The sequence below is a fragment of the Parasphingorhabdus sp. genome (assembly GCF_039982395.1).
Taxonomy (GTDB): domain Bacteria; phylum Pseudomonadota; class Alphaproteobacteria; order Sphingomonadales; family Sphingomonadaceae; genus Parasphingorhabdus.
In genome coordinates, this window is sequence record NZ_JBDWYO010000006.1 from 241295 (window position 1) to 254761 (window position 13467).

Consider the following 13467-nt stretch of genomic DNA (forward strand, 5'->3'; position numbering starts at 1 on the left):
ATCCCTAAATAACCCACAGAAGCAACCGCTCGCCCTATAAGCAGGAATGAAGGCCCAGCATATCTCTGCATTTTCAGCATGTGTAAAATTTTCTTCGAGTTTTCAGTGACAACATTGTCAGGAAAAATCGGGCTCCGCTTTAAGTTCCCCTATTCTTGGAAAGCTTGAAGCGAACAGACTAGCGCCTACCCAACTCTGTTGTGATAGTTCGCAAAAGCCTTAAAGTGCGACTTCATAAGCATAAAATTGGGGTGAGATATGAAGAAAGTTGGAATTGCGGCGATATGGATCGCTATGGCGAGTATTGTCATGCCGGCCCAGGCAGAAGTTTTAAAAATTTCAGCGCTTTATCCCGCAGAGGATTCTGCAGCCAATCTTACTGCATCTCTTGCCGTAGAACCGTTCCGCGGTTCTGGGGGTGACGATTTGAGCTATGCGATCGAAAGGGAACTGGAGCGCGTGGTCATAAGGCAGCAGCCCTATTTTGAGATGCTGTCCTATCGCGGACGAAGAGAGCCTGATGGCCTCATAACCGGGTCCGCAGACATCGATGTCTATGAATCGGACACCACTGGTACGAAAAATATCTGTGTCGAATATGACGCAACCAAAGTGCTGGCAGGCAAAGAAAAAGAAGCCAAATGCGTGAAGTATAAAAATGTTCAGGTTCCATGCCTCAAAAGGACGATAAGTCTGGAAGCGACCGTCCGCCTTAGTTCGGGATATAGCAGACGCAGTAGCTTCTTGGAGGATTATAGCCGCCTGAATGAACAGACGTCCTGCCCCAATATGGATGATGGTTTTACGAGCGAACGGACTGAAATCAAAAATTTGATAAGCGAGTTGGCCCTCGAAGTTCGCAATGCTCTTGCTCCCAATGAGCGGCAGCAATCGATCCGGGTTTTGGAACGTCGCAAAGGGATGGAAAAAACGCAATCCAAAGCGTTTAAGGCCGCCGTAAAAATGACCAAAAGAGACGGTCCGGAAGCCTGTCGCATGTGGCTTGAATTGTCGAACAATAGCCCCGAGCATTTGTCGTTGATGTTCAATTTGGGATTATGTGCTGAACAAGCTGGCAAGCTGCCTCTTGCGCTAGAAATCTATCGGGATGCGGAAACGCGATTTGGCAGCAAAAGAGAATTGAGTGAAGGAAGAGCGCGCGTTGCCGAGCGCCTTCGCGCTGAAGATGCATGGCAGGAACGCCAAGCCGCCTTGGCTTCAAATAGTGAATATTAAATGATGGTTGATGGGTTTCTGGGCATTGCACTCAGCCCAGCCAAGCTCATCGTTTAAGCAAGAAACCGCTTTCATTTTATAGTGGAGGTGCGGGAGGGATTCGAACCCTCGGGACCATTGCTGGCCCGCCAGTTTTCAAGACTGGAGCAATCGACCACTCTGCCACCGCACCTCACTGCGCGAGGCATTACATAGAGCGGCCTTGTGACGCAAGAGGCAATCAAACAAGTCTCCGCCGGTATCGACGTATAACCACTGGGTGCGTTGCTATCCGGCCATATTCATCATGCTGAAAGCCGTGCTTCTTCAATCCCGCGGTCCAGCCAGGCCGCGATAAAAAAGTCCGAAGTGACCGGTTTGGAAATATGCCAGCCCTGCCCGATGTCACATCCATATTTGGTGAGCAGGTCCAGGCAAGCTTGATCCTCTATGCCTTCAGCAACAACCTTGAATCCGAGATTTTGGGCCATTTTTATTGTAGATTGCACCATGACCTGATTGGTCTTGTCCGTGACCAGTGTTTTGATGAAACTTTGATCCAGCTTGATCTCACTCACGGGCAGACGTTGCAAATAGCTCATGGTCGACTGGCCGGTTCCATAGTCATCAATAGAAACTCTTATCCCGGTGCTTTGTATCCGCTGCAGCGCCAATGCGGACTGTTCTGGATCTACCATAGTAGCAGTTTCTGTGACCTCAAAAACCAACTGTGCGTTCCAGACACTCGACCGTTCAACGATGGCGATCGCCTTTTCTACAAAGTCACTGTCGCTCAAAAGTTGGGCAGAAATATTGACCGCGCAGGTTAAGCCGGGGCGTTGTTCCTGCCAACTGGCCAAGTCCTTCAGGGCTTGTTTGAGCACATGATAAGTAAGCTGATCAATCCGACCGGCTTGTTCCAGCATCGGAATGAATATTTCCGGACTGATCATCCCTTGAACAGGGTGACTCCAACGCACTAACGCCTCGGCACCGCCTAGACGATTAGATGATAGATCCCATTTTGGTTGATAGACAACATCCAGATTGCCAACCTCAATCGCTTGATCAAGTTCAATCAGCAGATCATGTTTTTCGCCGATAGCTTGATCAACGTCTGCATCATGCCATGCCCATTTTTTGCCCGCCACAAATGCTTGTTCGGATGCGAGCTTGGCTTCATCCAAAGAACTGGCGCTGATGCCGAAGGTCGCATTGATTTTGATCTTCGTGTCTGCGGTCATGATCGGGGACTGTAACAACGCAACAGCAGTATCGAAATGCCCCGATATGTCATCGATATATTCGCGCTTCACTGTCCAGGCGACCATGTCCGTGTCGACCTGGTAAATGCGCTCACCGCGGGCGAGAAAATTTAAGCGATTGGCGAGATTCTGAAAAAGATCTCTGCGGGAGGTCTTGTTTGTAATTGCGCGTAGCTCCCGAAAATCTGATAGCCGGGCCGTCGCAATATAGACTAGCTCCTTGCCGGTTAACGTTTGTAGTAACGCGGCATCATTGGGCAGCTTGCTCACTGTATTTATAAACTGGCTGGTTTTCAGGGCGTTGCTTGTCGACATGAATTTCTGCATCGCCATAAAAACCCCGAGCAGGCAAAAAGCCGGAAAATTCGAGAAGGTGAACCAGTGCAGATATTCAGATAGAAACAATGCGCCCATCAGAATTATTGCATTTGCAAAGGCGATTCCGATCAGCCCCTCAGATGAAAATTTCCTGCTGGCGATACAAATGGCCAACAAGATCGCCGAAAATATAAGCGCCGGAAACTTTCCGAGATTTTGCAGATTTGTACCCTGTATCAAAGTCTCGCTCGCCATCCCTTGAATGACCACTCCCGGAACCACCCCAAAACGGCTTATCGGATATCGATCGCCCAATTCAATCGCTGTCGCCCCGATCAAGACCTTCTTGCCTAGTAAATCGAGCGAGCGTCCTTCATTGGCTATTAGATCTACAAAACTGAGACGGGGAATAGATGCGGGATCGATGGCCTGGTCAATGGCAAAGCTTTTGTCGATGCTGCCTGAAGATTCCGCGATCATGCTCGCCAAAGACGGCCTCGCGATTCCGTTGGTGGTAGTTCCAAAACTATATTGGTTCAATTGACCGCGATGGTCGGGATGAACATTGACCGACGCCAAAAACGCGTTTGCTCGCAATTTTTCGATGGGCAGGCTTTCTATAAATTTGGATTGTGTCCCAGAAGCGCGTTGACGCATCGTCGGTAGAACGACAGTGGCCTGCGATCTAGCAATAGCATCCGCAAAAATCTGATCCTGCGCAGGAACCGACCGAGATGAGAAGTCGACGTCAAAAGCAATTTGTGAGACGCCCGCGTCGTTCAAACTGTCGATTGCTTGCGCGTAATATTTCCGCGGCCATGGCCAGCGGTCCAATGCTTGCAAGGACTTTGCGTCAATTTCAACAATAACGAGTTCACCGGATGCCGGCTTTTCCAACATATTGGCCCGCATATTGCCAAGTTGCTGTTCTACATCATTGCCAACACCCCCCCAAATCAAGGTGAGGCTCGCGAATAGCGCAAACATCCAAGACGTAAAGTGATGACGAAAAATCGTCGCGTTTAAAAAGGCGTAAGCGGTCTTCAATTTGCTCTCCGAGGGTCACCCGTCGATCAGATTAGAGAAAATCACTCTATATTGCGTTAATGCAACAATTCCTTGCGGATTAAGCTCCCTCGGAAAATGAAGGTGCGAGCTCAAAATGCTGTTACTTCTTGTTGCCGCCGCCGTTGCCGTTTCCAGCTCCGCCGTCTCCATTGCCGCCGCCATTGCCGTTGCCGGTTCCAGCTCCGCCGTCTCCATTGCCGCCGCCATTACCAACGCCATTCCCAACGCCATTCCCAACGCCATTCCCATTGCCCGAGTTTCCGCTTCCTAGGCCGCCGTCAGGATTGCCATTTCCAATGCCTATTGCACCTGGATTGCTATTGCCGTTGCCCGAAAAGCCAGGAAGCGCGGTATCATTGAAAGCGATTTGGGTGGTTGGAAGGGTTGGCACACCGCCTTTAACCAAACCACCTGTCAATTTGGCCAAAGACACAGGTGTTTCAGACACTGCCACATTGATGACGCCGTCAAAATTTCCTTTGGCAATCTCGGAAGCGGTCGCCTCGTTCGTTTTGAGTTTGCTTTGACTCGCTGTTTCATCGCCGGCGCTTTTGGCAGGCGCATTTGGGGAAATGACCGTCTTTGTCTCCGCACCTGTTATCGAAAGCCGGAATTGCTGATCGTTGGTCACCATGCCGATCATCCCGGGCGACAGCAATTGGCTCGCTCCGCCATCCAGCGTTGAGACTTGGACGGCACCTTCCGTCACCTGAACCGCTGTGCCGGTCTCCGAAACAGTCACGCTAAAGGTTGTGCCTTTGACCACAGCAGCAAGATATGGTGTTTTGACACCGAAGTGGGGCGTTGATTTCTTATCAATGCGGAAGATGACATTGCCGATTTCTTCAAAAAACTGAATGAGCCCACCGGTTTTTTGCGGCGCGGTGATGCGAAGCCGACTGCTTGGCGATATCACGACATATTCCTGACCGCGTACCAAAACCGCCCGGCTTTTTTTGCCTGTTGCAATCACATCTCCAACCCGAAGGTCCCGACCGCTGATCGCAATTTTCGACACGCCGGCACGGAGCACATTAACGGTTCCGCTACTCTCGGAAAGTTTCCACTTGGGGGTCTCGGCAGAAGCCGCACTTCCAGAGGCCAGCGCCGCAATAGCGAGCAGTTTAGCGATTTTAGTCATAGTCCATACCCTGTTAGAAATCGGCTTATCACCGAATAATGACCGTCCAATAGGGCAGGAAACCAACCACAGCGTTTAGAAGCAGGCTAAATTTTCCGTTAAGATCTGGCGGTGCTAAGCATTTCCTAAGGATTTGAAGCTAAACAAAACGTCACATATTCGATTCCGGAGTTTTTAGTGCGTCATTGCATTCGCCTCATTCTGTTGAGTGGCATATGCTGTTCTGCTGCGCCAGCGATGGCGCAACAGGCTGTGAATCCATTTGAGTCAATCCGCGAAGCCGGCGCCGATGGCCATGACCGTCAGCAAAGTAACAATGTTGCAGTTTCGGTGAACGGCCAACAAATGGTCAATGGTCAAGATGCCGCGGCCCATATTACCGTCGGAGCGGTCAGCATCAATTCCAATGGACAAATTCCACCGGAACCGCTGGCAAGCAGTTACGAGCCATTCATCGGACTCAATGCCGACGGAGAAACATTGCAACAATTGGCAAGCGCCATTTCCGACGCGGCACGAGATCAAGGCTATATTTTCGCCAGCGCCCAAGTGCCGCCGCAATCGGTCAAAATCGGGGTGGTCCAAGTCCAACTGGATCCAGGTGCGATTGATGAAATCCGGATAATCGGTTCGAAAAACCGGCGGTTGCGTAGAATATTGAACAAACTAAAATGCAACGCAGCACGCGCAGAAACGGTTGAAAGACAAATATTGTTGGCGGGAGATCTGCCTAGTATAAGGGTGAACAACACCAGCTATCTCAGGGAGAATGGCAGAGGTGTTCTGGTCGTAAAGGTCACGGAAAAAAAATCCCGAGGATATGCGGCTCTCGACAATCATGGCCCCAATACACTGGGCCCCATCCGAGCTAGACTGAAGCTCGATCTCGCCGGTCTGTTAACAGATGGCGATGTGCTCACGACAAACGTGATAAGCACCGTCGCGCAGCCCAAAGAACTGTCTTATGTCAGTCTGCGATATGCTACGGTTCTTGGTGATGGCGATGTGGTGGTCGGTTTCTCGGCATCTGCTGGCAGAACACAATCCGGCGGCAATCTTAGAGCGCGGGATTTCTCCGGACGGAGCAGATATGCGTCCGCATTTGGTAGTCTGGCAATCAAGCGAAGCAATGATTTGAACTTATGGCTGAATGCAGAGCTTGCCTATCTTCAGGTTCAACAGTCCGAAAACAACTTTCTGTTCCAAAAGGACGAGATCGTTACAGCCAATCTGAATTTTTCCGGAAACTATAATATTGGCTTTGGCCGTATTTATGGCGGCATCGGGGTGACCCAAGGCCTCGGAATCCTCGGCGCGAACCGGAATGGAGATCCACTTAACTCCCGTTTCAACGGTAGCGGTGAGTTTACCAAAGCCAATATTTGGGTGAACGCCATTTTGAATATGGGTGATGGTTTTGGGATGCGCCTTGCTGGAAACGGACAGATTGCTTCACGACCACTTCTGGCAGCCAACGAGATTGCCATTGGCGGCCCATATTTTGGCCGAGGATATGATTTCAGCGAGAGGTTCGGGGATGAAGGCGTCTTGGGTCTTGCTGAACTTCGCAAAGAATTTAAAGACATGACCAATTGGCTAGACTGGTTCCAACTCTATGGATTTGTTGACGGCGGTTATGTTTTCAATATCGGTACCGGGTTCGGAGATGGTACATTGGCATCCGCAGGCGGCGGCATCCGTGCCCAGCTTGGAAAAATCGATTTCGGGATCGAAGCCGCCACTCCGCTGACAGACGATCGCTTCGAAAGCGGAGATAAATCTCCAAAAATCAACGCACAAGTTGGGATACGGTTCTAGCGCAAGCTTTTTGGAAGCATCCGCCCCGCTTATTCTTCTTGGACCGGCCGCGTGTTGGAACTTGCATATCCGGCATAGCTGTCGGTGTAAGCAAAGAGCACGCCATCAGCTTCTTCAGCGGCATAGCTCGACGCCTCTGCCTCTGAACTCCCAAATTCCATCTCATCCTTCTTGATCGAAGCAATCATCGCGTCACGCTCCGCCGTGCAAGTTGATTGCGCAGCTTTTCGGAACGCACTTGTGCCCGTCTTCTGGTCCAGTTGGGCTATTGTGAAATCGACCAAACAGTTGGAATAGGAAACACGTGAGGTTTCAGCATCTGCGATTGACGCCAGTGATGCCGCGCTAAACAGGGCAATACTTAGAAATCCGATCATGACTATCATTCCTCCAATGAAGGTTTCTCATAGCATCATTATCTGAGTCTAGAGAAGCAGATTCCACATTGCTTAAGTGTATATTATCGCATGTTTCCGGCCCACGGAGAGATATTCCCAATTTTTTGGGAAAGGATGGGGCAGCAGTCGCTGTAAGTTTCTAGAGACTCGCGGCCAATGGATATTGGGGGTTGCAACCCAATCCATTTTCGACGAATGGAAGCCCAGATATCGGGTTTCTCTTAGTCGAGAATTCAAAGGGAAATCGGTGAGAAATGGGATTTATCCATTCAAGTCCGATACTGCCCCCGCAACTGTAAGCGGCTAGCCGATATGCCAAATGCCACTGGGTTTTAGGATCTGGGAAGGCGGCATATCAGCAGCGATCCGCAAGTCAGGAGACCTGCCTGCTATCGTCGTTCTTCAGCCGGACGGGGTGTGTCGGGTGAACGGGGATTTCCCCTGCGTAACGGCAATGTAAGTCGTTAACAAAAGGGAATATCAATGTATAAATATCGATTAATGGCCACGCTTTTGGCGTCATCTTCCTATGCCTTCGTTGCTCCGGCTCATGCTGCAGACGATAGCGAAATCATCGTCACAGCCACTGGCATATCCCAGAATATCGAGGAAACCGGAACGTCTATTTCCGTGGTTTCCGAAGAAGATATATTGGACCAACAGTCCATTTCACTAGCCGAAATTCTGCAAGAATTGCCCGGCGTCAACGTCACCAGGAGTGGCGGACTGGGAGCCCAAGCCTCGGTTCGGATCCGGGGCGCGGAGAGCGACCAGACATTGGTGCTGATCAATGGAATTCGGGTGAATGATCCTTCCACTCCCGACGGCAGTTTTGATTTTGGCAATCTTGTCGCGGGTAATATTGAACGAGTGGAAGTTTTGCGCGGCGCAAATGGCGTTTCCTGGGGCAGCCAAGCGGTTGGCGGCGTCGTCAACGTTATCACCAAGCGTCCAACCGATGACCTCCGGCTATTTGCTCAGGGAGAATATGGGGCCCGCGATACTATACGCTTGGTCAGCAATGCTTCTGGCAAGCTAGGTCCGGTAGGCCTGAGTATCGGCGGTGGTTATGTACGCACTGATGGGATCAGCGCCTTTTCAGGTGGTACCGAACGCGATGGCTATCGCCAATATTCCGCTTCGGGACAATTGCAGGTCGATCTTACCGATACAATCCGCTTTGAAGCCAGCGGCTTTTATGCCGATAGCCGCGTTGACAATGACGCAGTCTTTCCTCCGTTCAGTTCTGACAGCAGCCAGTTCTCGCTGTCCAAAGAATTTTATGGCAATGCCGCGATCCAGGCTGAGGCTTTTGACGGACGGTTTCAAAATCGCTTTGCTTATAGTCTTTCCGATATCAATCGTGACATCATCAGTCCTTTCTTCACCTCTCTGCCGAGAGGACGGTCGGAGCGGTTTGAATATCGTGGCGATTTTGCCGTGGTGGATCAATTGCGTCTGATATTCGGAACAGAATTGGAGAATAGCCGATATGAAAATGCCGGGGTAACCGACTCTACCGGCATAGACTCTCTCTTTTTCCAGGCGATTTTCCAACCCGTCGAAGGGCTGACGATGACAGGCGGCGTCCGGCATGATGAGCATGATGACTTTGGCGGTAACACTAGCCTCGCCGGAAATATTGCCTATCGGATCGGTGAGAATGGCCCAACGATTCGTGCGAGCTATGCCGAAGGCTTCAGGGCCCCTTCCCTAATCGATCTTGATGATCGGCCTTTTGGCTTCGGAACACCGGACTTGCTTCCGGAAACGGCCAAAACCTATGAAATTGCTATTGATCAGCCATTGATCGACAATGCTGTACAAATTTCTCTAGCCCTTTTCCAACGAGACACGCGCAACCAGATAGCCTTTGCTGCTTGCCCCGTTGCGCCGGATCCCGCGCCTGCGGTTTGCAGTAACGGCGGTCGCCCCTTTGGCACGACGCTGAATATCGAGCGCAACCGCACCACCGGTGTTGAGGCAATATTGTCAATCACGCCGGTTGAGCAATTCCGGATCGATGCCAACTATACCTTGCTCGACACGCAAAACCGTTCGACCGGCGCCAATTTCGGCAATGAACTGGCACGACGACCAGCGAGCAGCCTCTATATCAACGCCAGTTACCAGACAGGATTTGGTCTGAATCTGAGCGCTGATATGCAGATGGTCGGCGACAGTTTTGACGATCTTGCCAACAACCGCCGGCTCGATGGTTATATTCTATCGGGCCTGCGTGCCGATATGCCGCTGACTGACAATTTTGAGCTGTTTGGGCGTATCGACAATCTGTTTGATGTCACCTATGAAACCGCCAGTGATTTTGGTTCTCCGGGCCGTTCGGCATATGTTGGCGCGCGGGCTCGTTTCTAAAATCCAATAGCAAAAGGGAATATGACGACATGCAACTCCTTCAACCTTCATCACAGGTCCAGAATGTCTGGGCCGGCGTATTGGCGACTTCTTCGGTTCTTGGCAGCCTTGCATTGGCCTGCATGTTTCCTTTTGCTGCGATCGCTACTTTGCTTGCGGCGACCTTATCCTTTCGCAAAGCGGCTGCTTGGATGGGCGGCGTCTGGTTTGCCAATCAATTGGTTGGTTATCTTATTCTCGGTTACCCGCAGACTGCCAATAGCTTTGGTCACGGACTGGCCATTGGGGCGACGGCCATGGCCACCTTGTTCGTGGCAAAGACGGTCTTGAACATGCGTTCCGACCGTGGCTTGCTAACGCTGCTTCTCACATTTGCTGCAGCATTTGTCGCCTATGAGGCGCTTCTGCTAGGCGCGGCCTTTGTCCTTGGTGGCGTTGAGAATTTCGCGCCAGCCATCGTCTGGTTGGTCGCCCAGAATGACATATTGTGGTTCGCCGGCCTTGGTATTCTCTACATGGTTTTGGACGGCACATTGTTCAGCCGCATTGCAAATCAAACGCCCCTGCAAGGCTGATCAGCCTATAATCTGATCCGCAATTCGGAGAGTTTCAAATAGGCATCGCGGCATTGATCCGCGATGCTTTTTTGTTGCTCGTTTAGCGGAGCAATCGGGCTTTCCGACCCACCAAAGCCGGTTGTCTCGATGACACGGCCATACCAGTGCGAGGCCCAGATGCCATCGGTTTCCCGTGTTCCGATATCCCACTTCAGCATTCCAGAATCCCAAGGGATATCTAACGCGATACACAAGGCCCGCAAATGGGCTTCCGGATCGCGTAATATATCGGCGCTGTCCAGAACAGCCGGCGTTTCACCGGTCTTTTGGGCGACCCAGTCCACATATTCCAGCTGCCGCACATAGCCGAGGTCCTCGGCCGCGACTTCCACTCGTTTGGCGGCATAGCTCGCCACCACCCGATCCGGGTCGCGAATCAGGAAAGCATGACGATGGTCGGGAAAATCGGCGATTGAGACATCTGCCACCATATGATGCGGCATATGTTTCTGATACCAGATAGATTGCCCATCCGGGATCGTGTCGGTCATTGCACAGGACACGGATTGCCAGTCGCAGTCCATTGCCGCGATAATTTCGTCGGCCATGGGCTGGCGCTGGCCAGTGGCTTGCAAATAAGCGCCGTAGAAAGGTTCGTCACTAACCGCACAATCGCTGCGCCCGCCAAAGCTGCGCATCATAGCAGTCGAGATATTGCGTGGCCCCGACCACATGGCGATGCGGATCGGTTCAGACGACATCACGTTCAATCATAGCCTTATACAGCCCCTGCAGCCGTTCCACCATCGGGCCCCTGCCCTTCGTCAATATCCGGCCATCGACCTCCGTAGCCGGCACGACTCCGGCAAAGGTACCGGTAACAAAGGCTTCGTCAGCACCATAGACGTCGGTCAGGGAGAAATTCTTCTCATAGACGGGAATTTCATTCTCCCGGCAAATCCGGATGATATTGGCCCGGGTAATGCCGCCCAGACAATAATCGCCGCTGGAGGTCCAGACCTCGCCTTTGCGGACGATGAAGAAGTGGGTACTGTTGCAGGTCGCGACAAAGCCTTGGGGGTCGAGCATCAGTGCTTCATCGGCGCCGGCCTGCGTAGCCTGTATACAGGCGGTGATGCAGTTGAGCTTACTGTGCGAATTCAGCTTCTGATCCTGGACAGCAGGATCTCCACGACGGACATGAACCGTGAAAAGCCGGATGCCGTTCTCGACCGTAGTCGGTAACGCGTCTTTATATTCCGGAATGATAACAATGGTTGCCGGAGAAATGACCACGCGCGGGTCCTGATAAGGCGTTGAACGAATACCACGGGTCACCATCAAACGGATATGCACGCCGTCCTGATCGGCCATTCCATTGCCATTGATCGACTCATAAAGCCGCTCGACCAGCGTTTCCCGGGATATGCCAATATCCATTGCAATGGCTTTCGAGCCTTCAAACAAGCGATCCAGATGAGCGTCAAGAAAGGCTATTTTGCCCTTATGTACCCGCAATCCTTCCCAGACCCCGTCACCCAGCATGAACCCGCTATCAAAAACCGAAACAGTCGCTTCGGCGCGCGGTGTCATCACGCCGTTGACGTTGATCAAAATCATTTCGTTGCGGGGATCTGCAGTGAAGTCATGCGTGCCCTTAGCCATAGAATCTAACCTTTTGATTTATCATGAAAAATAGAGACGAATTTTACAAACTTTACAGGGTCAAAAGAAACGAAATATGATCCCGTTCCGATCACTCGAAAATGCGCCGTAAATGACCCTGGAATGTTGCTATTCATAAGCTACAAACTAACCGAATTCAGACTGGGTAGGAAAGCTAAATTATCGACGCAGAATTGGATATTCTCCGCCTAATGGAAAAGCGGTTCACATATGCAAAACACGACCATAAGCATCCAGAACACTTTCATGCATCATCTCGCTAAGTGTTGGATGAGGGAAGACAGTGTTCATCAGGTCTTCTTCCGTGGTTTCCAGACTTTTGCCGATGGTATAGCCCTGAATCAGTTCGGTTACTTCTGCGCCAATCATATGTGCGCCCAGTAATTCTCCCGTCTTGGCGTCAAACACGGTCTTGATGAACCCCTCTGTCTCGCCCAGTGCAATCGCCTTGCCATTGCCGATAAACGGGAATTTACCGACCTTGACGTCATGGCCCGCTTCTTTCGCTTTGGCTTCGGTCAGGCCGACACTGGCGATCTGCGGATGGCAATAGGTACAGCCCGGGATATTGTTCACATCCATCGTGTGAGGATGGCCGCCGGCGATGGTTTCCGCCGCGATGACGCCTTCGTGGCTGGCTTTATGGGCGAGCCATGGGCCAGCGGTGCAGTCTCCAATCGCATAAATCCCTTCAATATTGGTCCGGCAATATTCGTCCGTTTTAATATGATATCGGTCATCGGGTTGCACACCGAGCTGGTCTAGACCAATGGTCTCGATATTAGGCTGGATGCCAACGGCGACGATCACATGGCTGAAATCAAGGGTTTCCTTGTTGCCTTTGCTGTCTTCAATCTCTGCTTTGACGCCTTTGTCCCCTGCATCAATCGCCTTGATGCCAGCCTTGGTCATGATCGTCATGCCCTGCTTCTTCAGCGACTTTTCAAGGAATTTCGAGATTTCCTCGTCTTCCACCGGCACGATCCGGTCGAGCATTTCGACGACCGTTACATCGGCGCCCATGTCATTGTAAAAGCTGGCAAACTCAATGCCGATCGCTCCGGATCCGATGACCAGCAATTTGGTCGGCATTTCCGGAGGTGTCATGGCGGTGCGATAGGTCCAGATGCGTTTGCCGTCGGCCTTGGCAAAAGGAAGATCGCGGGCACGCGCACCGGTGGCAATGATGATGTCTTTTGCTTCCAGCTCTTCATCACCCTTTTCGGTTTTTACCGCAATTTTGCCCGGCGCGGTAATCGTGCCGTCACCCATGATGACGTCAATCTTGTTCTTCTTCATCAGGCCGGTGACGCCCTGATTAAGCTGTTTCGCTACGCCGCGCGAACGTTTGACCACCGCATCAATATCCGCGGTAATATTCTCTGCGGCCAGACCATAGTCGGCTGCATTTTTCATATTGTGAAAAACCTCTGCCGAGCGCAGCAAAGCCTTGGTCGGGATACAACCCCAGTTGAGGCAGATGCCGCCCAGATTCTCGCGTTCCACAATCGCGGTTTTTAACCCCAGTTGCGAGGCGCGGATGGCCGCAACATAGCCGCCGGGGCCGGAACCGAGAACGATGAGGTCATATGATTTAGACATTGTAATCCTTTGTTTTTCATCCT

10 protein-coding genes, 1 tRNA gene and 1 riboswitch are annotated in these 13467 nt (G+C 51.5%); of the genes, 4 read left to right on the top strand and 7 right to left on the bottom strand.

What is annotated here, in order from left to right:
- Positions 1-258: 258 nt before the first annotated feature.
- A complete protein-coding gene (locus ABJV08_RS11310; protein WP_348039591.1) occupies positions 259-1236 on the top strand; it encodes a hypothetical protein in 978 nt (325 codons plus the stop codon).
- A gap of 82 nt (positions 1237-1318) precedes the next feature.
- Here ABJV08_RS11310 and ABJV08_RS11315 read toward each other — a convergent pair.
- From ABJV08_RS11315 to ABJV08_RS11325, 3 genes are all read right to left on the bottom strand, one after another.
- Positions 1319-1408, bottom strand: a tRNA-Ser gene (locus ABJV08_RS11315).
- A 112-nt stretch (positions 1409-1520) separates the two neighbouring features.
- Positions 1521-3845, bottom strand: coding sequence for an EAL domain-containing protein (locus ABJV08_RS11320; RefSeq protein WP_348039592.1), 2325 nt, complete (start codon positions 3843-3845; stop codon positions 1521-1523).
- Positions 3846-3966: 121 nt separating this feature from the next.
- Positions 3967-5007 carry a FecR family protein gene (locus ABJV08_RS11325; RefSeq protein WP_348422306.1) on the bottom strand — a complete coding sequence of 347 codons (1041 nt, stop codon included), beginning with the start codon at positions 5005-5007 and terminating at the stop codon, positions 3967-3969.
- Positions 5008-5259: 252 nt separating this feature from the next.
- Here ABJV08_RS11325 and ABJV08_RS11330 point away from each other — a divergent pair, with 252 nt between their 5' ends.
- On the top strand, positions 5260-6825 hold the full coding sequence (locus tag ABJV08_RS11330) for a ShlB/FhaC/HecB family hemolysin secretion/activation protein (protein WP_348036826.1): 1566 nt from the start codon (positions 5260-5262) through the stop codon (positions 6823-6825).
- 29 nt (positions 6826-6854) lie between these two features.
- On the opposite strand, the gene ABJV08_RS11335 is transcribed toward ABJV08_RS11330, so the two are convergent.
- Positions 6855-7202 carry a hypothetical protein gene (locus ABJV08_RS11335; RefSeq protein WP_348036825.1) on the bottom strand — a complete coding sequence of 116 codons (348 nt, stop codon included), beginning with the start codon at positions 7200-7202 and terminating at the stop codon, positions 6855-6857.
- 216 nt (positions 7203-7418) lie between these two features.
- A riboswitch (cobalamin riboswitch) is annotated at positions 7419-7628 on the top strand.
- A 78-nt stretch (positions 7629-7706) separates the two neighbouring features.
- Here ABJV08_RS11335 and ABJV08_RS11340 point away from each other — a divergent pair.
- Positions 7707-9599 (top strand): TonB-dependent receptor, encoded by a 1893-nt coding sequence (locus ABJV08_RS11340; protein ID WP_348036824.1) that lies wholly within the window; start codon positions 7707-7709, stop codon positions 9597-9599.
- Between the two features lie 29 nt (positions 9600-9628).
- Positions 9629-10174, top strand: coding sequence for a hypothetical protein (locus tag ABJV08_RS11345; RefSeq protein ID WP_348036822.1), 546 nt, complete (start codon positions 9629-9631; stop codon positions 10172-10174).
- Positions 10175-10179: 5 nt separating this feature from the next.
- Here ABJV08_RS11345 and ABJV08_RS11350 read toward each other — a convergent pair whose 3' ends face one another.
- From ABJV08_RS11350 to lpdA, 3 genes are all read right to left on the bottom strand, one after another.
- Entirely contained in the window at positions 10180-10917 is a 738-nt protein-coding gene (locus ABJV08_RS11350) for a sulfotransferase (protein WP_348036820.1), read from the bottom strand.
- Positions 10907-11821: an aminotransferase class IV gene (locus ABJV08_RS11355; RefSeq protein ID WP_348036818.1), complete on the bottom strand. Its 915-nt coding sequence runs from the start codon at positions 11819-11821 to the stop codon at positions 10907-10909. Before ABJV08_RS11355 ends, ABJV08_RS11350 begins: the two co-directional genes overlap by 11 nt.
- A 225-nt stretch (positions 11822-12046) precedes the next feature.
- Entirely contained in the window at positions 12047-13444 is a 1398-nt protein-coding gene (gene lpdA, locus ABJV08_RS11360) for a dihydrolipoyl dehydrogenase (RefSeq protein WP_348036816.1), read from the bottom strand.
- Positions 13445-13467: the final 23 nt, after the last annotated feature.